Here is a 23,782-nt window from a genome sequence, read left to right as displayed (position 1 = left end):
CTTGCTCACCGCCCCCTCGCCCCAGGGGGGCGAAGGGGGATGGGAAGGGTCAGTCCTTGGGCAGGCGGTCGATCATGTCCTGGGTGATCAGGCAGACGCCGCCCTCGCTGCGGTGGAAGCGCTTGGCGTCCAGCTCCGGGTCCTCGCCGACGACCAGCCCCTCGGGGATCACCACGCCGCGGTCGATCACCACCTTGGTCAGGCGGCAATGACGACCGATGTCGACGTCCGGCAGCACCACCGCCTGATGCAACTCGCTGAAAGAGTTGACGCGCACCTCGCTGAACAGCAGCGAGTTCTTCACCAGCGAGCCGGAAACGATGCAGCCGCCCGACACCAGGCTGTCCACGGCCATGCCGCGCCGGTTCTCGTCGTCGAAGACGAACTTCGCCGGGGGAAGCTGCTCCTGGTAGGTGAAGATCGGCCACTCGCGGTCGTACATGTTGAGCTGCGGCGTGACGTGGCAGAGGTCGAGGTTGGCCTCCCAATAGGCGTCGATGGTGCCGACGTCGCGCCAGTAGGGCTCCGACTCATGGCCGTTCAGGATGGCCGACTCGGCGAAGTCGTGGGCCATCACCCGCGCCCCGCTCGTCACCAGATACGGGATGATGTCCTTGCCGAAGTCGCGGGACGAGCCGGGTTCGTTGAAGTCGCGCTCCAGCTGGTCGTAGAGGAACTGCGCGTTGAAGACGTAGATGCCCATGCTGGCCAGCGACTTGTCCGGGTTGCCCGGCATCGGCGGCGGGTCGGCGGGCTTCTCGACGAAGTCGATGACGCGCTGCGTCTCGTCCACATGCATGACGCCGAAGCCGGTCGCCTGGGCGCGCGGCACCTGGATGCAGGGGATCGTCACATCGGCCTTCTTGGCGATGTGGTCGAGCAGCAGCGCGCCGTAATCCATCTTGTAGATGTGGTCGCCGGCCAGGATCAGGATGTATTCAGGCTCGTGGTCGCGCAGGATGTCCAGGTTCTGGTAAACCGCGTCGGCGGTGCCCTGGTACCAGGCGGTCTCGCTGATGCGCTGCTGCGCCGGCAGCAGGTCGCAGAACTCGTTCATCTCGCCGCGGAAGAAGTTCCAGCCGCGCTGCAGGTGGCGCAGCAGGCTGTGCGACTTGTACTGCGTCAGCACGCCGATGCGGCGGAAACCCGAATTGATGCAGTTCGACAGGGCGAAGTCGATGATCCGGAACTTGCCCCCGAAATAGGTGGCCGGCTTGGCGCGACGGTCGGTCAGCTGCTTCAGCCGGCTGCCCCGGCCGCCGGCCAGGACAAGTGCCACGGCGCGGCGCGGCGCCAGCCGCAGATCCCGTTTGTCGAGCATGTGTCTCCCCTTTCGGTTCTCTTTTTTGCTGTCGGCCATCCGGAAGCGTCCGGCGGACCCGTATGGGCGGAGGCCGCTTGTCCCCGGCCCCGTCCGGCTCCGCCGGTTGAGAGGGTGACCGTGCCACATTTCACGGGGGCGGGCCAATAGGCCGAGGGGAACAGGCCGGAAATAGAGGGGGGCTGCCCAACGGTTGTGCGGAAATCAGGCGCATCACTGTGCACAATAAACAGGCAAGCGCGTGGGAAACGGGCGCGCGGCGCCTCAACAGGGGGCAGCCAACCTGCAATCCATGGGCGAATCACGCTGCGGTGCAAGGCTTTGGGTGGTCCGATTTTCTGCTCAATTTCTGGGCAAGGCAGTCCGGCGACTCGGGTCCTATGCTGCTTTGCGGTCATCCGAAAGGCCGCAACCACCGCGATTCCTAGCCCTTTTGGGTTGGCACGCTTCTTGAAGAGAAATCGGCGTACACGGTCCCCTCCCGCCGCCCCGTCTGTACCGGGGACGGGGCGAAACGGGCCAGAAGCATTCGAATAAAGAGGAGCCTCGATGAGCCGTCTCTTCACCCTCGCCGCGCCGACGATGGCGGCGATTCTGGGCTTGGCCGGTCTGCCTGCCGCTGCCCTCGCCCAGGAAGCGGCCGCCGCCGCGGCCGAGCCGACCCTGAGCAGCGGCGACACGGCTTGGATGCTGGTCGCCACGGCGCTGGTTCTGTTCATGACCATCCCGGGTCTGGCCCTGTTCTACGGTGGCATGGTCCGCAAGATGAACGTGCTGTCGGTCGTGATGCAGAGCTTCGCGATCTGCTGCCTGGTCAGCATCCTGTGGTTCTTCGCCGGTTACAGCATCGCCTTCACCGAAGGCACCCCGTATTTCGGCGGCCTTTCGAAGTTCATGCTGGCCGGCATCACCAAGGACAGCCTGTCGGGCGTCATTCCGGAGACGATCTTCGTCGTCTTCCAGATGACCTTCGCCATCATCACGCCGGCCCTGATCACCGGCGCCTTCGCCGACCGCATGAAGTTCTCCTCGATGCTGGTCTTCACGGGCCTGTGGTCGCTGATCGTCTACGCGCCGATCACCCACTGGGTCTGGGGTCCGGGCGGTTATCTGATGGGTGACGGCGTGCTCGACTACGCCGGCGGCACCGTCGTGCACATCAACGCGGGCGTGGCCGGTCTGGTCGCCGCCATCGTGCTGGGCAAGCGCAAGGGCTACCCGAACGAGAACTTCGCCCCGCACAACCTGGTGCTCAGCCTGATCGGCGCCTCGATGCTGTGGGTCGGCTGGTTCGGCTTCAACGCGGGTTCCGCCGTGGCCGCCGACGGCCGTGCGGGCATGGCCATGCTGGTCACGCAGATCGCCGCCGCCACCGCCGCCATGTCCTGGCTGCTGGTCGAGTGGGCCACCAAGGGCAAGCCCTCGGTCCTCGGCATCATCTCCGGGGCCATCGCCGGCCTGGTCGCCATCACCCCGGCCTCGGGCTTCGTCGGTCCGACCGGCGCCCTGGTCATCGGTCTGGCCGCCGGCGTGATCTGCTACTGGGGCGCCACCGGCCTCAAGCGCGCCCTCGGCTATGACGACTCGCTGGACGCCTTCGGCGTGCACGGCGTGGGCGGCATCGTCGGCGCCATCCTGACCGGCGTCTTCGCCCAGGAAGCCATCGGCGGCACCGCCGGCGCCCTGGAAGGCAACGTCGGCCAGATCTGGACGCAGGTCTACGGCATCCTGGCCACCATCGCCTACTCGGCGGTCGGCTCCTTCATCATCCTGAAGGTCATCGACGTGGTGATGGGCCTGCGCGTCGACGAGGACGTCGAGCGCGACGGCCTGGACCTCGCCCTGCACGGCGAGACCATCCACTAAGCACCTTTTGCAGCCTGGTTGTTTCCTCCATGAACTTCCGCCGCCGGGGCCTCCCGGCGGCGGATTTTTCATTTTGGAAGCGGTGACGCGCTCAGCGGCGCAGATACATCTTGCCGACGCCGTTCAGCGCCGTGAAAAGCTGCGCGAACTGCGCCAGGAAAGCGTCCCAGGCCAGCGGCCCGGCCTTCTCCGCCACCGCTTGGTGGATGTCGCCCAGGCTGGTCCGCCCGTCCACCCGCGCCAGGATCGGCCCGGCCAGACGGGGCAGGGGCAGGGGGATGACCGCGCCCATCAGCTCCGCCTCCAGCACGCCGCCGGGGGGCAGGCCCTTGGCCACCGCGGCGCCGTCGAGGTCGCGCAGCACCGGCACCACCTCCGGCCCGTCCGGGCGGGCGATGGCGCCCTCGGCATCCTCGGGACGGACGAGATAGGCGATGTGCTTGGTCATGCTGCCGGTGACCTGCTCGGCCCAGGCGGCGCGCTCCAGCCGGGACAGCCCGTCGAGCCGCTTCAGCAGGCGGGGGTCCTTCACCCAGACGGCGGGGTCGTAGCGGTAGGGGTCCACCAGCGCGGCGATGGCCAGACCGCCCGCCGCCGCCAGCTCCGCCAGCTCCGGCACGGTGAAGGGCCGGTCGCAGGAATGCAGCAGCAGGTCGTAGAGGTCGGCGTCGGCCTGTTTGTGGTCGTTGATGAAGGGGTTGCGCAGCAGCCAGTTGGACGTCGGCAGGCGCTCGATCAGCCGGCGGGCCAGCGCCACCCGCTCCTTCGGCGGCAGGTCCGCCGCGATGGTGCGCAGCGCCGCCTGCATGGGATAGACGCCGGTGCGCCCGTACGGTGCGTAGACCATCAGCCCGATCCCGCCGCCCGGCTTCAGCGCTCCCGCCAGCGAGCGGATGCCCGCCGCCGGCTCGTCCAGATGGTGCAGCACGCCGCAGCAGTCGACGTAGTCGAACGGCCCCCCCTCCTCCAACAGCCCGCCGAGGTCGAGCAGCGAGCCGCGGCGGAAGTCGATGTTGGTCAGCCCGCGCGCCTTGGCCCGCGCCTCGGCGATGTCGCGCGCGGCGTCGGAGAGGTCGAGATAGGTGACGTGCCCCGGATTGCCGGCGTCAGCCAGCTGCTGGGCGATCATGATCGTCCCGTCGCCGGTCCCGCCGCCGGCCACCAGCACCCTGAGGGGCTTGGCGTGGTCGAGACGCCCGCCGAAGACGTTGTGGTTCACCTCGTCCAGATGGCTGGGCGATCCGGTGATCAGGCGCTTTTTCTCGTCGGCGGGGTTGCGCGCGGGATAGGGGAAGGCTTCGTACTGGGCGCGCAGGGTGTCGATGCTCATGGATCGGGCAACCGGTCAGGTGGACGGGTGCCGGACCATAGCATCAATGGAACGGGCTTGGGGGATGGGGAGGGGAGGAACGCCTCCCCTCCGCCTCCTCTCACGCCAAAGGCAACCGGATCTCCGTCAGCCACTCCTCGGGGGGAAGGGTGCGGGGATTGTTCAGATATTCCTCGACGCAGGGGCGGTCGGCCGGCGCGTGGCCGCTCGACGGCAGCCAGTCGCGGTAGAGCCAGCGGTAGGGGCGTTCCAACTCCGCGTAGGGACCCTTGTGGATCAGAACGGCGTGCCGGCCGCCGGGAATGTCACGCGCGCGAACCGGTCCGTCCTCAGGGATCGGTCCGTCGACCAGCAACGCGGCCTCGGAACGGAGATGGTCCGCCGGAACCGATTCCGGGTCGTCGTAATAAAGGGCGAAGGACCGCGTCTCCGGTCCCACAAGGCCGCGGCCCGCGGCCCAGGCGTACAGCCGCTCGAAGGTCGTGCCGATGTTCATATAGGGGCCTTGGTGAGCCATGGCGGCCACGCGCAGCGGCGGCAGATCGCGGATGGTGACGTCGTGCATGCTTCGCTCCTCGTCCGGTGGTTGGTCGGATGGAGGAACCAGGCGGCCTTGCCGCCGGTAGGCGCCGGGGCTCAGGCCGTAGACCTGCCCGAAGGCGCGGGTGAACGCCTCCACGCTGCCGTAGCCGGCGCGCCGTGCGACCTGCTCCATGCCGTCTCCGCCCTTCACGAGGTCGCCTGCGGCACGGTGCAGACGCAGCCGACGCAACGTGTCCGCCGCCGTTTCCCCCGCCATGGCGCGGTAGATGCGGTGGAAATGGTAGGGCGAGAAGCAGGCGACGGCGGCCAGCCGTTCCAACTCCAGCGTCTCGTCCAGATGGGCGGCGATGTGGTCGATGACACGCTCGATGCGGCGGCCGTAGTCCAGCAGGGTGTCGGGCTTGGTCATGGGTCCTCCATGCCCGGCACCCTAGCCGAGGGCCGCTTGATCGCGCTTGCGGACCTTCAGCCCTCCGCCGGGCGGACCACGCCGACCTCCAGGCCGTTGCGGTTGGTCACCGGCTGGTTGATGAGCTGGCCGGCCCGCGCCCACTGTTCGTCGGACAGCACCTTGGTGGCGCGGATCAGGGCGGCCAGGGCGACCTCGCGGGCGCGGGGGGTGCCGTCGTCGATCTTCAGGGCGATGCCCAGGCCCTGCTTGGGCAGGACGGCGCAGCCCACGCCCTCGGCCCCGCCCTTGACCAGCACCAGCCCGCCCGCCGCCTGCATCATGCCGGTGTCGAAGCTGTCCTTGCCGGCGATCAGGTGCGGGTGCGACCGCCAGGCGCGGCGGATGCGGGCCACCGCCTCGGCGCGGGAGTCGGGCAGATCCTTGGGGTCGCCGATGCGGGCCATGGCGTAGGCGATGGCGCCCAACGGGATGCCGATGGTCGGGATGGCGCAGCCGTCGACGCCCCAGGGGGCCTGCGACAGGTCCTGGCCGGTCATCTGCTCCATCACGCCGAGGATGCGCTGCTGCACCGGGTGGTCGAAGCGGACATAGCCCTTGGTCGGTTCGCCCCTGTGCAGGGCGGTGGTCAGGAAGCCGGCGTGCTTGCCGGAGCAGTTGTTGTGGAAGGCGGTCGGCGTCTCGCCGTGGCGGATCATCTCGTGGGCGGTCTCGGTGTCGGTCGGCAGATGCGCCCCGCACTCGTAATCGCCCACGGTCAGGCCGATGCGCTTGATCCAGGCCTCCGCGATGCGGGTGTGGCGGATCTCCCCATGGTGGGAGGAGCAGGCCAGCGCCAGCTCCTGGTCGCCCAGCTCGTAGGCGTCCAGCGCGCCCGTCTCGACGAGCGGGATCGCCTGGATGGCCTTGATGGCGGAGCGCGGGTAGACCGGCGCCTGGATGTCGCCCCACTGGGCCAGCACACGACCGTCGGAATCGACGATGCAGGCGCGCCCGCGATGGACGGATTCCACCATGCCGCCGCGCGTCACCTCGACGAGGATCGGCGCCTCCGGCGGTCCGGACAGGTCGGCGTGCCCCTCGGCGGGGTGGTGATGGTCGGCGTGGCCGTGGTGGTCACCGTGGCCGCCGCAGCAGGAGGAATGGTCGTGGCTCATGGGTGGAGAGCTTGCCTCTCTCCGGGGCGCGAGGCAAGGTGTCGCACCATCGGACCCACCGGATCACGGCCGATTCGCGCTATGCGCGGGCCGAAACTACGAGTGATTGTGCAAAGCCATGCGTGGATATTTCGCCATCGGGGTGGAGCGGATCAGCAAGCCGGGCAATGTCGGCAACCTGATGCGCTCCGCCCACGCCTTCGGCGCCTCCTTCTTCTTCGCCATCGACCCGGAGCCCGACCTGCACGAGGCGCACATCGTGGACACCTCCGGCGCGTCGGAGCATCTGCCGCTCTACGTCTACGACCGGGTGGCCGATCTGGCCCTGCCCAAGGACTGCCAACTCGTCGGGGTGGAGCTGACCGAGGACGCGGTGGAACTGCCCAGCTTCCGCCATCCGACGCGCGCCGCCTATGTGCTGGGGCCGGAGCGCGGCAGCCTGTCCGAACCGCTGCTGGAGCGCTGCGACTTCACGGTGAAGATCCCGATGAAGTTCTGCATCAACGTCGGGGTGGCCGGCGCCCTGGTGATGTACGACCGGATGATCAGCCTGGGCCGCTTCGCCGAACGCCCGGTGCGCGTCGGCGGCCCGACCGAGCCGCTGCGCGATCACCAGCACGGCCGCCAGATCATGCGCAACCCGGAGCGGCGCCGCCGTATGCGCGGCATCCAGAAGCCGGTGATCGTCCGTGACGATGACTGATGTCGTCCGCGACGACGGATGATCCGGTTCAAATTCAGAACGTCACGAAGGGGTTGAGGATCAGCCCCAGCGCGCCGGTGAAACGAAGCGGCGCGTCGGTCACGGCCAGGCACAGGCAGCCCTCGTCGTCGGCCACCGGGCGGTGGCGCACGGAGTCGTCGGCGACGGACAGGTCGCCGCGGGCGAACTGGCCCAGATCGTCGGTGAAGCCGCCGTCCAGAACCAGAGTCAGTTCAATCCCCCGGTGGGTGTGGTGGGGCGGCCCGACGCCGCTCGCCAGCCGCATCAGCCGGGCCTTGCCGCGGCGTTCGGAACCGGACTCCAGTGGGGAACCCAGCGGGATGTCGTAGCAGTCCATGCCGCGCATAAGCCGCTTCCAGGGCAGGCGCGACAGGTCGCTGCCGACATAGCGGCGCAGCGGCTCGGGCAGCAGCGGCACTTCGGCCGGCTGGCAGACCAGCTTCGGCCGGGGCGCGCGGGGCAGGGGCGGCAAGTCGTCCAGCCGGGCGAGAACCGTCTCCAGGCAGGCGGGGTCGACCTCCTCCGGCTCGATGCTCTCCAGCAGGGCGCCGCCGACCGCTTCCATCTCGGCGACGTTCAGGCGGCAGCAGGGGCACAGCGCCAGATGCGTCGCCACGATCAGCGACGCCGCCTCGCCCAGAGCGCCGCCGGCATAGTCGATCAGCAGGGTGTCGCCGGGATGGTGGGTGGGCACGGTCATCGGGAGTCCCTCATGGCCTTGCGCAGCCGCTCCATGGCCAGACGCAGGCGCGACTTGACGGTGCCCAGCGGAATGCCCTGTTCGGCGGAGATCTGGCTGTGCGGCTTGTCCTCGAAATAGGCCAGCCGCAGCAGGTCGGCCTGTTCCGGCGGCAGGGTCTTCAGCGCCGCTTTCAGGCGTCCGGCGGTTTCGCGCGCCGCCACCCCGTCGTCGGCGCTTTCCACCGGGTCGGGCACCAGCGTGGGGTCGGCTGGGTCGATCTCGGGCCGCTGTTCCCGCCGCAGCGCGTCGATCCGCCGGTTGCGGGCGATGGTGAACACCCAGGTGGCGGCGGACGCCTGGGTCGGGTCATAGGTTTCCGCGCGGCGCCACACCAACAGCATTACGTCCTGCACCAACTCCTCCGCACCGCCCGCGTCGCAGCCCTGGCGGCGCAGATAGGCCTTCAACCGTGGGGCGAAATGCCCGAACAGGGCCGCGAAAGCCGTGCGGTCGCGGTCCCGCCCGACCGCGGTCAGCAGTTCTTCGAAGGTCCGGTCGGCGCCGGCGGCAGAGGAACCAAGATCCTGCATCCACGTCTTCGGGCACGTCTTCGGGAGCGCCGTCTCTGCGCGCATGGGCTTTGCGCACAAGGGCAAGCCCCGCATCACATGGTGCGCGGGGCGCCCCGCTGCAAAGCGTGTTTGGCGCTCCCCCGCGTCGTGTGCACCGTCGAGTGGTCGGGCGGCCAGTGGTCTCATGGGTGTGCTGCGGCGTTCGGTCCAGCGTTCGATGGACCTTCTACGCGTCCTGTTCTCGGTCGGATCACCGGCTTTCGACGCGAAATCGAGCGATCGATTGCAGGACCGGCTCGCGGAACAACCCGTGACTTCGCCGCCGGGACGGGGCGGCGGCCCTGGAAAGCCTCACCGAATTGGGGTAGGGTCCGACCCACTCCCGAACCCGTCCGCGAAACCATTCGAGCCTTCGCCAACCGATGTTGCCCATTCGCACCATCCGTCGCACCGCCGGCGCCGCTCTGCTTCTGGCCGGTCCGATCCTCGCCGCAACCGTTACCACGGCTGGCGCCGCCGATCCGCGCCTGCTGGGGACCTTCAAGGACTGGAACGCCTTCGCCTTCGACGAGGGCGGGCACAAGGTCTGCTACCTGTCCAGCCAGCCCAAGAAGAAGGAGCCCGCCGCGGCCAAGCGCGGGGACATCTATGTGCTGGTCACCCACCGCCCGGCGGAAAAGGCGCTGGACGTCGTCAGCGTCGTCGTCGGCTATCCCCTCAAGAAGGACAGCGAGTCCACGCTGGACGTGGCCGGCAAGTCCTTCAAGCTGTTCACCGACGGCGAGACCGCCTGGGCGCGCGACGCCGACACCGACAAGGCCGTCACCGCCGCGATGCGCGACGCCAAGGGCAAGTCCATGGTGGTGAAGGGTGTTTCGGGCCGCGGCACGAAGACCACCGACACCTACAGCACCGACGGCTTCGCCCAGGCTTACGACGCGATCAACCAGGCCTGCGGCGTGAAGCGCTGAGCAGCGCTGCTCTTTTCACTTGGTCGCTCCTCGTTTCGTCTTTTGACTCCGGACGCTCGTGGCCCTATTTAGGGGGCCATGAGCGCCTCCAACCATGCTGCTGCCTTTGCCCTGCCGGCTGTTGACGCCGACGGGCGCAAGAACCTTGTCGGCCTGTCCCGCGACGAGCTGGAAGCCGAAATGCTGTCCGTCGGCCTGGAGAAATTCCGGGCCCGCCAACTCTGGCACTGGATCTACCACCGCGGAGCCACCGACTTCGCGGTGATGACCACGCTCGCCAAGCCAGTGCGCGAGAAGCTGGCGGAAAGCTACGCCGTGGCCCGCCCGACGGTCGTCCGCGACCTGAAGTCGGTAGACGGCACGCGCAAGTGGCTGCTGCGGATGCCCGACGGGCAGGAGGTGGAGAGCGTCCACATCCCCGAGGAGGACCGCGGCACGCTCTGCGTCTCCTCGCAGGTCGGCTGCACGCTGACCTGCCGCTTCTGCCACACCGGCACGCAGCGTCTGGTGCGCAACCTCGACGCCTCGGAGATCGTGGCCCAGGTCATGCTGGCCCGCGACGCGCTCGGCGAATGGCCGGCGCCGCCGGACGGGCGGATGATCTCCAACATCGTCATGATGGGGATGGGGGAGCCGCTCTTTAACTACGAGAACGTCGCCAAGGCGCTGAAGATCGTCATGGACGGCGACGGGATCTCGATCTCGAAGCGCCGCATCACGCTTTCGACCTCCGGCGTCGTCCCGGCCATGAAGCGCTGCGGCGAGGAGCTGAACGTCAACCTCGCGGTCAGCCTGCACGCCGTGACCGACGAGCTGCGCGACATCATCATGCCCATCAACCGGAAATATCCGTTGAAGGAGCTGATGGACGCCTGCCGCAATTACCCCGGCCTGAACAACGCGCGGCGCATCACCTTCGAATACGTGATGCTGAAGGGCATCAACGACAGCCCGGCGGACGCCCGCGCCCTGGTCAAGTTGCTGGAAGGCATCCCGTCGAAGATCAACCTGATCCCCTTCAACCCCTGGCCGGGCGCACCCTACGAGCGTTCGACCGACCGGGCGATCCAGATCTTCGGCGACATCGTCAACAACGCCGGCTACGCCAGCCCCGTCCGCACCACCCGCGGCGAGGACATCATGGCCGCCTGCGGCCAGTTGAAGAGCGCGTCCGTCCGCCTGTCCGCCGCCGACCGCGCCGCCATCGAGAAGGTGCTGGCCGAGAAGGACGCGGCGCTGGCCGGGTAAGGCCGGAATTATCCCTGGGAGTGCTCCGTGCCTGAGTTCGCCGTCGATCCCGGCCTGATCCTGTTCCTGTTCAACGCGGCGGCGGTCTGGCCGCTGATGCGCATCTTCCGCCGGGCGGGCTTCTCGCCCTGGTGGGCGCTGGTGATCTTCGTGCCGGTGATCGGGCTGGTCGGCGTGCTGGGCCTGCTGACGGTGCGGCGCTGGCCGGCGCGGGTCCTGGTCGACGGGCCGGCGCGGCCGCGCAAGGCGCGGAGGGCCGCGTGATGGAGATGCTCGACGCCATTGTCGGCCTGCTCAACGCCGTCTATTGGCAGCCCTGGGCGGCGATCATGTCCACCGACCCGTGGACGGCGAACCTCGTCATGGCGATCCTGCTGATGCTGAAGCTGATCTTCGGCGGCTGGGTGCTGGCCAAGGGCGGGCGCAGCCCGCTGTGGGCGCTGGTCCTGCTGATCAACGGGGCGGACATCCTGGCGATGTGGCTCTACGCCTACATCCGCTGGCCCTTCGTGGACCGGGCGCCCGCCCGCCCCGCCGCGGAGAGCACCGTTGCGGCCGACGCCGGGACGGATTGAGCGTAGGGCGGTCGCCCGAATGCCAAGCGCTGAAGACGCCGGCAAGATCGACACGGATTTCACGGATCACGACCGGATTTCACGGAGGCGATCGGCTCGATGCGCTTGGCGTGTGGCCGGAACGGTGACGTCCGAGAAATCCGTGCTCAAATCCGTGAAATCCGTGTCGATCTTGCCCCCCGGCCAAGCGGCGTCCCCTTCGAGCGATTGCCTTGGGACCGAGCGGGACCGATTGATTCGCATCGGTCGTAGGGCTACTGTCCGGCACCGATATTTTTCCCCACCCGCGTGAGTAGTCCCATGAGCGGTGCGTCCGGCAAACAGATCAAGAAAGTGGTGCTCGCCTATTCGGGCGGCCTCGACACCTCGGTGATCCTGAAGTGGCTCCAGGAAACCTATCAATGCGAGGTGGTGACCTTCACCGCCGACCTCGGCCAGGGCGAGGAGCTGGAGCCGGCGCGCAAGAAGGCCGAGCTTCTGGGCATCAAGCCGGAAAACATCTTCATCGACGACCTGCGCGAAGAGTTCGTGCGGGACTTCGTGTTCCCGATGTTCCGCGCCAACACCCTCTATGAGGGCACCTACCTGCTCGGCACCTCGATCGCACGGCCGCTGATCGCCAAGCGCCAGATCGAGATCGCCAACCAGGTCGGCGCCGATGCCGTGGCCCACGGCGCCACCGGCAAGGGCAACGACCAGGTCCGCTTCGAGCTGGGCTACTACGCGCTCCGCCCGGACATCAAGATCATCGCCCCGTGGCGCGAGTGGGACCTGAACAGCCGCACCCGGCTGATCGACTACGCCGAGAAGAACCAGATCCCGATCGCCAAGGACAAGCGCGGCGAGGCCCCGTACTCCACCGACGCCAACCTCCTGCACATCTCCTACGAGGGGAAGGCGCTGGAGGACCCGTGGGTCGAGCCGTTCGAGGACATGTACACCCGCTCCGTCGCCCCGGAGAAGGCCCCGGACACCCCGACCTACGTCGAGGTCGAGTTCAAGCGCGGCGACGCCGTGGCGATCGACGGCAAGGCCCTGTCCCCGGCGGCCCTGCTGACCGAGCTGAACCGTCTGGGCGGCGAGAACGGCATCGGCCGCCTCGACCTCGTCGAGAACCGCTATGTCGGCATGAAGTCGCGCGGCGTGTACGAGACGCCGGGCGGCACCATCCTGCTGGCCGCCCACCGCGCGATGGAGAGCATCACGCTCGACCGCGGCGCCGGCCATCTGAAGGATGAGCTGATGCCGCGCTACGCCGAGCTGATCTACTGCGGCTACTGGTTCAGCCCGGAGCGTCTGGCGCTCCAGGCCCTGATCGACCAGACCCAGGAGCCGGTGAACGGCGTGGTCCGCCTGAAGCTGTTCAAGGGCAACGTCACGGTCGTCGGCCGCAAGTCGCCGAACAGCCTCTACCGCATGGACTATGTGACGTTCGAGGAAGACAGCGTCTACAACCAGAAGGACGCGGAAGGCTTCATCAAGCTGAACGCGCTCCGCCTGCGTCTGGGCGCCATGGCCCGCGCGAACGTCAAGTAAGCGCGAGACCGTTGTGAACGTGGAACGAGGGGGCTTCGGCCCCCTCGTTTCGTTTCGGGCGATGGCTGCGTGGTGCGGAACGCCGCTCACGCCGCCCGGATGTTGACGAGGAAGCGCTCGACCTCCAGGCGGAGCGTTTCCGCCTGCCGGCTGAGTTCCTCGGCAGACGACAGCACCTGGGAAGCGGCGGACCCGGTCTCCACCGCGGCCTGATGAACCTGGACGATGCTGCCCGACACCTCTGTCGTGCCGTGGGCGGCCTGCTGGACGTTGCGGGCGATCTCGCCGGTGGCAGCACCCTGCTCCTCCACCGCGGCGGCGATGGTGGTGGCGATGCCGTTGATCTCCCCGATCGTCCCGCCGATGATCTTGATGGCGCGGACGGTTTCGGTGGTCACGCCCTGGATCGTCTGGATCTGGGTGGCGATCTCCTCGGTCGCCTTGGCCGTCTGGTTGGCCAGCGACTTGACCTCCGAGGCCACCACGGCGAAGCCCTTGCCGGCCTCCCCGGCGCGCGCGGCCTCGATGGTGGCGTTGAGCGCCAGCAGGTTGGTCTGGTCGGCGATGGCCTTGATGAGCCCGACCACCTCGCCGATCTTCTGACCGGCCTCCGCCAGGCCCTGGACTGTCCGGTCGGTGCGGGCCGCCTCCTCCACGGCGTTGCCGGCGATGGTGGTGGAGGTCGCGACGTGGCGGCCGATCTCGGTGATGGAGGCGGACAGCTCCTCGGTGGCTCCGGCAACCGCCTGGACGTTGGTGGTCGCCTGCTCCGACGCGGCGGCGACCGTCGACGCCTGCCGGCTGGTCTCCTCGGCGGTGGACGACATCGACTCCGCGGTGGCGCGCATCTCGGTGGCGGCGGAGGCCAGCATCTTCAGCGTCGCGTGCACCGTGCTGTCGAAGCCGACGATGTACGTCTCGACGAGCGCCTGCCGGGCTTCCTTGCGGGCCTGCTCCTGGCGCTGCTCCTCCGCCATCCGGCGGTTCGCGGCGGCGGAGTCCTTGAACACCGCCAGCGAGCGGGCGAGCGTGCCGACCTCGTCCATTCGGTCCGTGCCGTCGACGGTGATGCCGAGATCGCCCTTGGCGAGGCGCTGCATCAGTTCGGCCATGGCGTGCAGCGGGCCGACCACGCGGAACAGCGTCGTCGTCACGGCAAAGGCCGCGGCCAGAACGCCGAGGAGCACCGCGATCCCCAGGATCCAGCGGGAGGTGTCGTAGGCGGCGTTGGTCCGCCCATACTCGGCCTCGGCCTCCTTCAACTGCAGGTCGACCAGCTTGCCGACGGCCGCCGCCACCGGGTCGATGCTGGGGTAGAGCGTGGACACCGCGAAGGCTTCGAGCGCGGCCTGATCCCTGGCCTGCATCAGCGCGCGGGCGGTCGTCGCGGCGGCGCGCGCCTTGCCCATGTGGCGCTCGGCCTCGTTCGCCAGCTCCTTTTCGCGGGCGTTCATCGAAGTGGCCGTGAAGGCCGACCAGCGCGTCGCGATCTCGCCGAGCGCGGCATCGATGGATTTGAGACCGCCTTCCCACGTCTCGGCGCCGCCGCGCACCTTGTGCGTGGTGTCGACGATGTTGACGGCGAACATGTCGGAGACGACCTTCAGGTCGCGCAGCGGGACGACGCGGTCCTTGAACACCGTCTCCATGCCCTGGTGCGACTGCCCAAGGGCCAGCCAGCCGGTGGCCGCAATCGCGAAAAGAAAGAAGCACAGAACAGAGAGAGCAACCAAAAGGCGTGCTTTGACCGTAGACATCGGCTGGTTCCACGATGCGTTGACGTTGCAGGTCATTGCATCGTGGATGGTACATATTAATATTGATCTACATTTTAACGAAAATATATTTCGTCAAAAAGTAACATTCTTCGTTTTTGAACGACACCGTCATGGGTGTCATGACGGTGTCCTGGTCCGAACGGCGTCAGACGCCTCCACCGCATTCTCGATCAAAGATTGCAGATGGACGACGTGCCCCTCACCCTTCCAGCCTGAAGCTCCCGTCCTCGCCCAGCGCGGCGAAGGGGTTCCAGGCGACCTCCCAGGGATGGCCGTCCGGATCGGCGAAATAGCCGCTGTAGCCGCCCCAGAAGACATCCTGCGCCGGCTTCAGGATGCGCCCGCCGGCCCGCTCGGCCTGGGCCATCACGGCGTCCACCTCGGCCTTGCTGCGCAGGTTGTGGGCCAGTGTGATGCCGCCGAAGCCCGAGGTCGGGCCGGACTCCGCCAGATGCGCGTCCTCGGCCAGCGCCTCCCGCCCGAACAGGGCGAGCGCCACGCCACCCAGCTGGTAGAAGGTGATGGCGTCCTGGCTGACCGGAGAGGGGGTCCAGCCCAGCCCCTCCTCGTAGAAGCGGCGGCTGCGCGCGAGGTCGGCAACGCCCAGAGTGATCAGGCTGACTCTCTGGTCCATCTCAGCTTCCCTTGCGTTCGGTGGCGGGCGGCATGGCGACGGGCAGCCCGGCCTCCTTCCAGCCCTTGAAGCCGCCTTCGAGGTGGCAGACGTTCTCCAGCCCCATCGACTGCACGGTGTCGGTGGCGAGCGCCGAGCGCCAGCCGCTGGCGCAGTAGAAGACGAAGCGCTTGCCCGACGCGAAGACCGGCTTGTGATAGGGGCTGTCCGGGTCCACCCAGAATTCCAGCATGCCGCGGGTGGCCGGGAAGGCGCCGGGGATCATGCCGTCGCGCGTCAGCTCGCGCGGGTCGCGGATGTCGACGAAGACCACGTCGGGGTCGCCGTGCAGGGACAGCGCCTCCTGTGGCGTGATCGCCTCGATGCGGGCGTTCGCTTCGGCCAGCAACTCCTTGTAGCCCTTCTTCATCGGCATGGCGGTTTCCTCCTTCTGACCCTTTGGCCGTAGTCGAACCCTTGGCGGGACCGTTGGCGCGTCTGCGCTGTTGTCACTCCACGCAACTGTGCAACAGGCCGCCCCGCCCGGTCCACCGGGAAGGGCGGCCGGTGCAGGGGGAGCCCAGGGAAAGCCATGCCGATCGCCACCGACGGACCCACCGAAGCCGCCGCCGCTTTGCCCACCGTCATTGATCCCGTCCGCGTGGAGCGGAACGAGCGCTACGTCCGCCGCCGCTTCTGGAACACGCTGCGCGCCAACCTGCACCGCGTTCCCTTCCTGGAGCAGGCGCTGGCCGCCTTCTTCTGCGCGACCGACCCGCAGACGCCCTTCAAGGCGAAGGCGATCCTGATGGCGGCGCTGGCCTATTTCGTGCTGCCCGCGGACTCGATCCCGGACTGGCTGATCGCGGTCGGTTTCGTGGACGACGCGGCGGTTCTGGCCACGGCCGTCCATGCGGTGCGGAGCAATCTGAAGCCCGAGCATGAGGATCGCGCCCGCGCCGCCCTGCGCAAGGAACAGCGGATGAAGCCTGCCGCGGAGCATTGACGGCTCACGCCTTGGCCGCACTCCGCTCCGCGCGTGACTGCGCGGCGTCGCGGTGCGCGGTGTAGAGGGCGGAGGCGGCGATCACCCCGGCGCCGACCCAGCCCCAGACGTCCATGGCCTCGCCGAACAGCGGCCAGGCGAGCAGGGCGGTGAAGGGCAGGCGGGCGTAATCGTAGGGCATCATCGCCGAGGCCGGCGCCAGCTTGAAGGCGCGGGTCATCGCCAACTGTCCCAGGGTCAGGATGCCGCCCAGCAGGACGAGCCAGCCGAGCGCCGTCCAACTCGGCCACTCCCACACGAACAGCGCCGGCACCAGCGCCATCGGGGTCAGGAACAGCCCCATGTAGGCGACCACCACCATCACCCCGTCGGAGGTCGCCAGCGCCCGCACCTGGAGCGTGGTTATGGCGGCGGCGACGCAATGCAGGAGCATGACCAGGATCGTCGGGTCCAGGGTGGCGTCGTCGGGGCGGATGACGATCATCACCCCGGCCAGCCCGACCAGGACGGCGGCCCAGCGTCGCGCCCGCACCGTCTCGTTCAGGAACAGCGCGGCCCCGGCGGTGACGAAGAGGGGGATGGTGAAGCTGAGCGCCGTGGCGTCCGGCAGCGGCATGTGGGTGACGCTGTAGAACCAGCACAGCATCGCCACCAAGCTGGTCGCCGAGCGCGAGGCGTAGAGCCCCGCCCGCCCGGTGCGCAGCCGTCCCAGCCCGACCGCCGCGATCCAGGGCAGCATGAACATCAGGCTGAACAGGTTGCGGAAGAAGACGATTTCGAAGGGATGAAGCTCGCCGCTGACATGGCGGATCATCGCGTTGCCGATGGCGATGAACAGGGCGGCCCCCAGCATCCAGAAGGCCGCCTCCAACGGCTTTCCCGCCATGCCGGGGCCGGTGGCGGGACCTTTGGCGGTGAGCGCGTGGGTGGGCAATCGGTCGCGTCCCTGGCGGATCGGCCTGCGGGTGGCGCTCCATTGCCGGAAACGCCACCCCAGCGTGCATCGCTATCCTGCTCTTCGGACCGGCCAGGGTGCAAGGGACATTCGGGAGAGGATCAGCCGCCGGCCTTCAGCGACTCGAGGCGGGCGCGAATCAGCGTGTATTCCGGCTCCTCCGGCTTGAACTGAGCCAGCAGGCGGGTCCACAGATCGGTGGCCTCGGCGGTCTGGCCGACGCCCGCGGCGTTCAGGCCGAGCAGCCAGAGCGCGTCGCGGTTGTCGGGCTCGGCCGCCAGCGCCTGACGGAGCGAGGCGACGGCCTCCTCCGGCATCGGGCCGGGCTTGCTGCTCCGCGGCTCCGCCGACAGCAGGGCAGAGGCGTAGGCGACCAGAACGTCGGGCCGCTGGGGCGCCCGCTCCCGCGCCTTGCGGGCGGCGTCGATGGCCTTCGCCGACTCGCCCATCACGCCGTAGGAGCGCGACAGCCGCAGCCAGCCGTCCACGTCGTCCGGGTTGGCCTCCAGCCGGGCGGCCAGCCCGTCGACCATGCCGCGGATCATCTGCTGGTCCTCGCCCTCGGTCTGGCCCTGCGCTTGGCCCTGACCCTGATTCTGGCCCTGGTTCTGGGCGACCGGCGGCTGTTGCTGGGCGGGCAGCGGTTCCGGCGTCACCTTGGCCGGGTCGAGGTTCAGCGCCTTGGCGGCCTCCGCGATCTGCGTCCGGACGATCGGCACCCAGGGCGCGTCGGCGTGGGACTCGGCGAGCAGGGCGCTCCAGCGCTCCAGCGCGTCCTTGGTGTCGCCGGCCTGGAAGCGGGCCAGCGCGGCGTAGAAGCGGGCGCGCGGCTCCTTGGGGTCCTTCGCCAGCACGCGGTCGAAGGTCTTGCGGGCCTCGTCCGGAACGGTACCGCCATTGGCCGAGATCAGGACCTCGCCGTAGCTGCCGAGAAGCTCCAGATCGTCGCCGGCCAGGGCCACCGCCTTGCCCAGCGCGTCGGCGGCCTCGGGCAGGCGGCCCATCTTGGCGTAGGCCTGGCCGAGGATGGCCCAACCCTGCGGGTCGTCGGGGGTCTCGGCGAGCTGGGCCTTCAGCTTGTCCATCGCCGCCAGCACGTTCTTCGGCGGCCCGCCGCGCTCATGATCCAGATTGCGCGAGGCCAGCGGCTGGGCCGGCAACTCGGGACGGCCGAGCTTGCCGTAGACGGCCAGCGTGCCGAGCGGCAGCAGGACGGCCAGCAGGGCGGCCAGCGCCATCGCGCTGCGCGGGGCGCGGGCGGCGGGCACCTTGCTCTTCTTCGCGTCTTTCGCGGAGCCCTTGCCGTGGTCGGCGATGGCCAGCATGCGGCGGCCGATCTCGGCGCGGGCGGCAGCGGCCTGCGCCTCGCTGATCAGGCCGCGGCCCTGGTCGCGCTCCAGCTCGCCCAGCTGGTCGCGGTAGACCTCCAGGTCGTAGGCGGCCCGCTCCTCGGCGGCTCCCTCGGGCTTCCTCAGCAGCGGCGGCACGATCAGCAGCACCACGGCCGCCGTCAGGGCGGCGGCGACGATCCAGAACAGCATCAGGCTTTGTCCTTGCGGAGCAGGGCGTCCAGGCGCCGTCGCTCGTCCTCGGTCAGCGGGGCGGTGTCGCCGCCCGCGGTCATCGGGCCATCGGCGGCAGCCCCCTTCCGCCCGCGCAGGTACAGGGCCGTCACGACGCCGCCGATGGCCAGGATCACGAAGGGGCCGATCCACAGGAACAGCGTCGTCGCCTTGAAGGGCGGGCGCAGCAGCACATAGTCGCCGTAGCGGTCGGTGACGAAGCTCAGCACCTGCTGGTTGCTGTCGCCGGCGGTCAGCCGCTCACGGACCAGAACGCGCAGGTCGCGGGCGAGCGGCGCGTTGGAATCGTCGATCGACTGGTTCTGGCAGACGAGGCAGCGCAGATCCTTGCTGATCTCCCGGGCGCGGCCCTCCAGCGCCGGGTCCTTCAGCACCTCGTCGGGCTGGACGGCGGAGGCGGCGACCGGGGTCAACGCCAGCAGGACGGCCATCAAGGTCGTGGAAAGAAGGGCTCTCACGACGCGCTCCGCAGATGCTTGACCATGGGCAGGATCTGCTCCTCGACCACCTGCGGGGTCAGGGGGCCGACATGCTTGAAGCGGATGCGGCCCTGGCGGTCGAGCAGGAAGGTCTCCGGCACGCCGTAGACCCCCCAGTCGATGGACACGCGGCCGTCCAGGTCGACGCCGATGCTGGCGTAGGGGTCGCCGTTGCGGTTCAGCCAGGCGATGGCGTCCTCCGCCTTGTCCTTGTGGTTGATGCCGCGCACCGTCACGCCCTGCTCGCGGGCCAGCCGGGTGATGATCGGGTGCTCGGCCTTGCAGGGGATGCACCAGGAGGCGAAGACGTTCACCAGCGTGACGTCGCCCTTCAGCGTCGCGTTGGACAGCCCTTCCTTGTGGCCCGGCAGCGGCGGCAGGGCGAACTCCGGCGCCGGCTTGTCGATCAGGGCGGAGGGGATGTCGCGCGGGTCGCGGTCGAACCCGCGCAGGAAGGCCACGCCGACACCGACGAACAGCAGCAGCGGCAACAGATAGATCAGGCGGCGCATCGGAAGCGTGTCCTTACTCGGCGGGCTGAAGATTGCCCTTGGCGGCGCGGCGGCGCTCCGGGGCACCGACGCGGAAGCGGCGGTCGGACAGGCTGACCAGCCCGCCCAGCATCATCCCCAGCGAGCCGATCCAGATCCACGGCACCAGCGGGTGATGGTACAGCCGCACGGTCCAGGCCGTGCCGTTCTGCGTCGGGTCGCCCAGCGCCACGTAGACGTCGGACAGCCAGGTGGTGTGGATCGCCGCCTCGGTCGTCGTCATGCGGGTGACCGGGTAGCTGCGGCGCTGCGGCGTCAGGGTGGCGATGGTCTTGCCGTCGCGGGTGACGGTGAAGACGCCCTGCTCAGCGCTGTAGTTCGGCCCCTGCATCGTGCCGACGCGGTCGAAATGCACGGCGTAGGCGCCGACCGTGGCGTTGTCGCCCGGCTTCATCGCCTGGATGGTCTCGCTCTGCCAGGCCGAGGTGCCGGTCATGCCGGCGATGGCGATGCCCATGGAGGCGTGGGCGATGGTCATGCCCCAGGCGCTGCGCGGCAGGTTGACCGCGCGGTTCCAGCTGTCCTTCACCGGGATGCGGAACAGGCGGATGCGCTCCGCGAACTCGGCCAGCGAGCCGAAGAAGGCCCAGGCGGCGAGCGCGACCCCGACCAGCGCCAGCAGCGGCCCGCCGCCGTTGGTGACGTAGGCGGCGATGGCGACGCAGGTCACGGTCGCCACGCCGGCCGTCCACAGCCGGGTCAGGGCGCCCAGCAGGTCGGCGCGCTTCCAGGCCAGGAAGGGGCCGACCACCATGGCGATCACCATCGGGATGGCGACGGGGATGAAGGTGGCGTTGAAGAAGGGCGGGCCGACCGACACCTTGCCGAGGTCGAGCACGTCGAGGAACAGCGGGTAGAGCGTGCCGATGAAGACCGTCGCCGTCGCGGTGGACAGCAGCAGGTTGTTCAGCACCAGCGAGCCCTCGCGGCTGACCGGGGCGAACAGGCCGCCGGTCTTCAGGCTGGGCGCCCGCACGGAGTAGAGCAGCAGCGAGCCGCCGGTGGCGATGGCCAGCAGGACCAGGATGAAGACGCCGCGCGCCGGGTCCACCGCGAAGGCGTGGACCGAGGTCAGGATGCCCGACCGCACCAGGAAGGTGCCCATCAGCGACAGCGAGAAGGTGATGATCGCCAGCAGGATGGTCCAGGTCTTCAGCGCGTCGCGCTTCTCCACCACGATGGCGGAGTGCAGCAGCGCGGTGCCGGCCAGCCAAGGCATGAAGGAGGCGTTCTCGACCGGGTCCCAGTACCACCAGCCGCCCCAGCCCAGCTCGTAATAGGCCCACCAGGAGCCGAGCGCGATGCCGGCCGTCAGCGTCGACCATGCGGCCAGCGTCCAGGGCCGCACCCAGCGCGCCCAGGCCGGGTCGACGCGCCCTTCGATCAGCGCGGCGACCGCGAAGGAGAAGGCGATGGAGAAGCCGACATAGCCCGCGTAGAGGAAGGGCGGGTGGAAGGCGAGGCCGGGGTCCTGCAGCAGCGGGTTCAGGTCGTTGCCGTCGAGCGGCGCCGGAACCACGCGGATGAAGGGGTTGGAGGTGATCAGGATGAACAGCAGGAAGCCGACGCCGATCATGCCCTGGACGGAGATGACGCGGGCCTTCAGCGAGGGCGGCAGGTTGCGCCCGAAGATGCCGACGGCCGCGCCGAACGCGGTCAGCATGACGACCCACAGCATCATCGAGCCTTCGTGGTTCCCCCACACGCCCGACACCTTGTAGAGCATCGGCTTCATCGAGTGGCTGTTCTGGACCACGTTCGACACGCTGAAGTCCGACACCACATGCGCCCAGGTCAGGGCGCCGTAGGCGACCAGCACCAGCAGCAACTGCGCGATGGCGGCGGGGCGGGCGACGCCCATCCAGGCGGCGTTGCCGGTGGCGGCGCCGACCAGGGGGACGCCGGACTGCACCAGCGCCACGAACAGCGCCAGCACCAGCGCGTAATGGCCGAGTTCGGGAATCACGGGCCCGATGCTCCCTAAAAGAACGGAATGAGGAGGAGTGGAGAAGCCGCCAGCGTCACGAGCTGGGCTTCTGCTCCTTCGAGTTCGCCTTGAAGTGCTCCGCCTCCTTCAGCGCGGCGGCGACCTCCGGCGGCATGTAGTTCTCGTCGTGCTTGGCCAGCACCTCGCGCGCCTGGAAGACGCCGTTGATCATGCGGCCTTCCGTGATGACGCCCTGCCCCTCGCGGAACAGGTCGGGAAGCTGACCGCGGTAGCTGACGGCGACGGTGTGCACCGTGTCGGTGACGCGGAACTGCGTCGTCACCCCGTCGGGCATCTTGCTCACGCTGCCTTCTTCGACCAGACCGCCCAGGCGGAAGTTGCGGTCGCCGATGTCCTGGGTCTGCAACTGCGTGGGGCTGAAGAAGAAGACGATGTTGTCCTCGAACGCCGTCAGCGTCAGGGCGGTGGCCGCGCCAAGGCCCAGCAGGGCGAGGCCCAGCATGTAGAGGCGCCGTTTCTTGCGGGTCATCCTTCACCAACCTCCGCCGCGGGCGACGCCGCAGCTCCGTTGCGCGCCCGGCGCCGCCGCGGCGGGCGGCTGCCTTCCAGCGCCTTCAGGGTCGTCTCGGCACCGCGCAACGCCTTCAGCGTGGCGGCCAGAAGGCCGACCATCACCAGCGCCGCCAGCGCATAGGACGACCAGACATACGCGGCATAGCCGCCCATCGCGAAAAACTCTGTCATCCTTGCCTCCGGCCCAGTCTGCGCCCGCGCCTCAGCCCTGCGCCTCGGTCAGGCGCATGGTCTGGATCTTGCGCTGCACGATCTCCGCCCGCAGGCGCAGCAGGACCACGGTGATGAAGTAAGCGGTGAAGCCCAGCGCCATGACCAGCAGCGGGACCAGCATGGACCCGTCGATGGTCGGTCCGCCCATGCGGATGACGCTGGCCGGCTGGTGCAGGGTGTTCCACCAGTCCACCGAGAATTTGATGATCGGCACGTTCACGATGCCGACGAGAAGCAGCACGTTGCCCGCCCGCGTCCCGCGCTGCGGGTCGTCGAAGGCGTTCACCAGCGCCATGTAGCCGAGATAGAGGAAGAACAGGATCAGCACGCTGGTCAGCCGCGCGTCCCACACCCACCACGTTCCCCACATCGGCGCGCCCCACAGCGAGCCGGTGACGAGGCAGATGAAGGTGAAGCCGGCGCCGACCGGGGCGGCCGCCTTGGCGAACAGGTCGGCCAGCGGATGCTTCCACACCAGCCCGCAGGCGGCCGCGATGGCCATGTTGACGTAGACGAACAGGCTCATCCAGGCGGCGGGGACATGGATGTACATGATCCGCACGGTGTCGCCCTGCTGATAGTCGCGGGGCGACCCGATCAGCGCGATGTAGAGCCCGACGATCAGCAGGATCACGGTCGCCCCCGCCGTCCAGGGCAGGATCGCCGCCGACAGGCGCTGGAAGCGGGCAGGATTTGCAAATCGATGCATAGGACCTATGGGCCTCTGGTCGTGCTGCGGACGATATAAGCTCAGTGATGCCCCAGCGCGAGGGGTTTCGCCTTGATCTTGGTCAGGAAACATGGCCGCACACCGTGGTGTTTTCAGGACGGTGCGGCGGCCTGTCGCACTGACGGTACGACGGGTTGACGCGGCCTTTCCATGCTACGTTGGTGTGGGATGGGCAAAAAAGTCCGAGGGGCTGCCATGGGCATGATCACCGTGCGCGACATCGACGATTCGGTTCTGAAGGCTCTGACCGACCGCGCCAGTGCCGCCGGCCGGTCGCTGGAAGAGCAGGTGCGCGAAACGCTGGCCCAATCCGTCCGCCGGAGCCATGAGGATTTCTGGGAGCGCGCGGACCGGCTTCGGGCCGGTTTCGGGGGCGTGTCATTTCCGACAGCGGTGTGATTTCCGCTGAGATGCGGGAG

The 23,782-nt window shown here is 68.7% G+C and carries 26 protein-coding genes; 9 read left to right on the top strand and 17 right to left on the bottom strand.

Annotated features, from left to right (window positions below; genetic code table 11):
• Nucleotides 1-49 precede the first annotated feature (49 nt).
• Nucleotides 50-1,321: a glucose-1-phosphate adenylyltransferase gene (gene glgC / locus ACWPXE_RS25905; protein ID WP_454020152.1), complete on the bottom strand. Its 1,272-nt coding sequence runs from the start codon at nucleotides 1,319-1,321 to the stop codon at nucleotides 50-52.
• A 549-nt stretch (nucleotides 1,322-1,870) separates the two neighbouring features.
• Here glgC and ACWPXE_RS25900 point away from each other — a divergent pair.
• The gene (locus ACWPXE_RS25900) at nucleotides 1,871-3,187 is read left to right on the top strand and encodes an ammonium transporter (protein WP_454020151.1); all 1,317 of its coding nucleotides are present in this window, start codon (nucleotides 1,871-1,873) and stop codon (nucleotides 3,185-3,187) included.
• A 91-nt stretch (nucleotides 3,188-3,278) separates the two neighbouring features.
• On the opposite strand, the gene ACWPXE_RS25895 is transcribed toward ACWPXE_RS25900, so the two are convergent.
• The 3 genes from ACWPXE_RS25895 to ACWPXE_RS25885 all read right to left on the bottom strand — a co-directional run bounded on the left by ACWPXE_RS25895 (nucleotide 3,279) and on the right by ACWPXE_RS25885 (nucleotide 6,626).
• Nucleotides 3,279-4,517 (bottom strand): class I SAM-dependent methyltransferase, encoded by a 1,239-nt coding sequence (locus ACWPXE_RS25895; protein ID WP_454020150.1) that lies wholly within the window; start codon nucleotides 4,515-4,517, stop codon nucleotides 3,279-3,281.
• A gap of 100 nt (nucleotides 4,518-4,617) precedes the next feature.
• Nucleotides 4,618-5,469 (bottom strand): AraC family transcriptional regulator, encoded by an 852-nt coding sequence (locus tag ACWPXE_RS25890; RefSeq protein ID WP_454020149.1) that lies wholly within the window; start codon nucleotides 5,467-5,469, stop codon nucleotides 4,618-4,620.
• 56 nt (nucleotides 5,470-5,525) lie between these two features.
• A complete protein-coding gene (locus tag ACWPXE_RS25885; RefSeq protein WP_454020148.1) occupies nucleotides 5,526-6,626 on the bottom strand; it encodes an asparaginase in 1,101 nt (366 codons plus the stop codon).
• A 118-nt stretch (nucleotides 6,627-6,744) separates the two neighbouring features.
• Here ACWPXE_RS25885 and ACWPXE_RS25880 point away from each other — a divergent pair, with 118 nt between their 5' ends.
• Entirely contained in the window at nucleotides 6,745-7,329 is a 585-nt protein-coding gene (locus ACWPXE_RS25880; RefSeq protein ID WP_114857863.1) for an RNA methyltransferase, read from the top strand.
• A gap of 34 nt (nucleotides 7,330-7,363) precedes the next feature.
• Here the strand turns inward: ACWPXE_RS25880 and ACWPXE_RS25875 are convergent, their stop codons facing one another.
• Nucleotides 7,364-8,050 carry a ChrR family anti-sigma-E factor gene (locus ACWPXE_RS25875; protein WP_454020147.1) on the bottom strand — a complete coding sequence of 229 codons (687 nt, stop codon included), beginning with the start codon at nucleotides 8,048-8,050 and terminating at the stop codon, nucleotides 7,364-7,366.
• Nucleotides 8,047-8,622 (bottom strand): sigma-70 family RNA polymerase sigma factor, encoded by a 576-nt coding sequence (locus ACWPXE_RS25870; RefSeq protein WP_454020146.1) that lies wholly within the window; start codon nucleotides 8,620-8,622, stop codon nucleotides 8,047-8,049. The genes ACWPXE_RS25875 and ACWPXE_RS25870 overlap by 4 nt, the downstream gene beginning before the upstream one ends.
• Before the next feature lie 404 nt (nucleotides 8,623-9,026).
• Between ACWPXE_RS25870 and ACWPXE_RS25865 the strand changes: the two genes are divergently transcribed.
• The 5 genes from ACWPXE_RS25865 (at nucleotide 9,027) to ACWPXE_RS25845 (ending at nucleotide 12,934) form a co-directional block, all read left to right on the top strand.
• On the top strand, nucleotides 9,027-9,575 hold the full coding sequence (locus ACWPXE_RS25865; protein WP_454020145.1) for an invasion associated locus B family protein: 549 nt from the start codon (nucleotides 9,027-9,029) through the stop codon (nucleotides 9,573-9,575).
• 78 nt (nucleotides 9,576-9,653) lie between these two features.
• The gene (rlmN, locus tag ACWPXE_RS25860; protein ID WP_454020144.1) at nucleotides 9,654-10,823 is read left to right on the top strand and encodes a 23S rRNA (adenine(2503)-C(2))-methyltransferase RlmN; all 1,170 of its coding nucleotides are present in this window, start codon (nucleotides 9,654-9,656) and stop codon (nucleotides 10,821-10,823) included.
• A 27-nt stretch (nucleotides 10,824-10,850) separates the two neighbouring features.
• Nucleotides 10,851-11,087, top strand: a complete 237-nt coding sequence (locus tag ACWPXE_RS25855; protein WP_014238704.1) for a hypothetical protein — start codon at nucleotides 10,851-10,853, stop codon at nucleotides 11,085-11,087.
• Complete coding sequence (locus tag ACWPXE_RS25850) at nucleotides 11,087-11,398, top strand: hypothetical protein (protein ID WP_200527342.1); 312 nt, start codon at nucleotides 11,087-11,089, stop codon at nucleotides 11,396-11,398. The genes ACWPXE_RS25855 and ACWPXE_RS25850 overlap by 1 nt, the downstream gene beginning before the upstream one ends.
• A gap of 300 nt (nucleotides 11,399-11,698) precedes the next feature.
• Complete coding sequence (locus ACWPXE_RS25845; protein WP_035669763.1) at nucleotides 11,699-12,934, top strand: argininosuccinate synthase; 1,236 nt, start codon at nucleotides 11,699-11,701, stop codon at nucleotides 12,932-12,934.
• Between the two features lie 86 nt (nucleotides 12,935-13,020).
• Here ACWPXE_RS25845 and ACWPXE_RS25840 read toward each other — a convergent pair whose 3' ends face one another.
• The 3 genes from ACWPXE_RS25840 to ACWPXE_RS25830 form a co-directional block, all read right to left on the bottom strand.
• Nucleotides 13,021-14,691, bottom strand: coding sequence for a methyl-accepting chemotaxis protein (locus tag ACWPXE_RS25840; RefSeq protein ID WP_454020143.1), 1,671 nt, complete (start codon nucleotides 14,689-14,691; stop codon nucleotides 13,021-13,023).
• Nucleotides 14,692-14,911: 220 nt separating this feature from the next.
• Complete coding sequence (locus ACWPXE_RS25835) at nucleotides 14,912-15,346, bottom strand: VOC family protein (RefSeq protein WP_454020142.1); 435 nt, start codon at nucleotides 15,344-15,346, stop codon at nucleotides 14,912-14,914.
• A gap of 1 nt (nucleotide 15,347) precedes the next feature.
• Nucleotides 15,348-15,761: a rhodanese-like domain-containing protein gene (locus tag ACWPXE_RS25830; RefSeq protein WP_454020141.1), complete on the bottom strand. Its 414-nt coding sequence runs from the start codon at nucleotides 15,759-15,761 to the stop codon at nucleotides 15,348-15,350.
• 156 nt (nucleotides 15,762-15,917) lie between these two features.
• Here ACWPXE_RS25830 and ACWPXE_RS25825 point away from each other — a divergent pair, with 156 nt between their 5' ends.
• Nucleotides 15,918-16,331, top strand: coding sequence for a YkvA family protein (locus tag ACWPXE_RS25825; protein WP_454020140.1), 414 nt, complete (start codon nucleotides 15,918-15,920; stop codon nucleotides 16,329-16,331).
• Nucleotides 16,332-16,335: 4 nt separating this feature from the next.
• Here ACWPXE_RS25825 and ACWPXE_RS25820 read toward each other — a convergent pair whose 3' ends face one another.
• The 8 genes from ACWPXE_RS25820 to ACWPXE_RS25785 form a co-directional block, all read right to left on the bottom strand.
• On the bottom strand, nucleotides 16,336-17,265 hold the full coding sequence (locus ACWPXE_RS25820) for a DMT family transporter (RefSeq protein ID WP_200475416.1): 930 nt from the start codon (nucleotides 17,263-17,265) through the stop codon (nucleotides 16,336-16,338).
• Between the two features lie 122 nt (nucleotides 17,266-17,387).
• Nucleotides 17,388-18,827 (bottom strand): c-type cytochrome biogenesis protein CcmI, encoded by a 1,440-nt coding sequence (gene ccmI, locus ACWPXE_RS25815; protein WP_454020139.1) that lies wholly within the window; start codon nucleotides 18,825-18,827, stop codon nucleotides 17,388-17,390.
• Complete coding sequence (locus ACWPXE_RS25810; protein WP_454020533.1) at nucleotides 18,827-19,300, bottom strand: cytochrome c-type biogenesis protein; 474 nt, start codon at nucleotides 19,298-19,300, stop codon at nucleotides 18,827-18,829. Before ACWPXE_RS25810 ends, ccmI begins: the two co-directional genes overlap by 1 nt.
• A 23-nt stretch (nucleotides 19,301-19,323) precedes the next feature.
• Nucleotides 19,324-19,860 carry a DsbE family thiol:disulfide interchange protein gene (locus tag ACWPXE_RS25805; RefSeq protein WP_149164527.1) on the bottom strand — a complete coding sequence of 179 codons (537 nt, stop codon included), beginning with the start codon at nucleotides 19,858-19,860 and terminating at the stop codon, nucleotides 19,324-19,326.
• A 13-nt stretch (nucleotides 19,861-19,873) separates the two neighbouring features.
• Nucleotides 19,874-21,865: a heme lyase CcmF/NrfE family subunit gene (locus tag ACWPXE_RS25800; RefSeq protein ID WP_454020138.1), complete on the bottom strand. Its 1,992-nt coding sequence runs from the start codon at nucleotides 21,863-21,865 to the stop codon at nucleotides 19,874-19,876.
• Nucleotides 21,866-21,920: 55 nt separating this feature from the next.
• Nucleotides 21,921-22,376, bottom strand: coding sequence for a cytochrome c maturation protein CcmE (ccmE, locus tag ACWPXE_RS25795; protein WP_038525715.1), 456 nt, complete (start codon nucleotides 22,374-22,376; stop codon nucleotides 21,921-21,923).
• The gene (gene ccmD / locus ACWPXE_RS25790) at nucleotides 22,373-22,591 is read right to left on the bottom strand and encodes a heme exporter protein CcmD (protein WP_454020137.1); all 219 of its coding nucleotides are present in this window, start codon (nucleotides 22,589-22,591) and stop codon (nucleotides 22,373-22,375) included. Before ccmD ends, ccmE begins: the two co-directional genes overlap by 4 nt.
• Nucleotides 22,592-22,622: 31 nt before the next feature.
• Nucleotides 22,623-23,342, bottom strand: a complete 720-nt coding sequence (locus ACWPXE_RS25785; RefSeq protein WP_137103663.1) for a heme ABC transporter permease — start codon at nucleotides 23,340-23,342, stop codon at nucleotides 22,623-22,625.
• A gap of 216 nt (nucleotides 23,343-23,558) precedes the next feature.
• Here ACWPXE_RS25785 and ACWPXE_RS25780 point away from each other — a divergent pair, with 216 nt between their 5' ends.
• Entirely contained in the window at nucleotides 23,559-23,762 is a 204-nt protein-coding gene (locus ACWPXE_RS25780) for a FitA-like ribbon-helix-helix domain-containing protein (RefSeq protein WP_454020136.1), read from the top strand.
• The last annotated feature ends 20 nt before the right edge of the window (nucleotides 23,763-23,782 follow it).

The sequence above is a fragment of the Azospirillum sp. Marseille-Q6669 genome (assembly GCF_965111635.1).
Note: the sequence above shows the minus strand (reverse complement) of the source record. Positions and strands in the feature narration are given on the sequence as shown.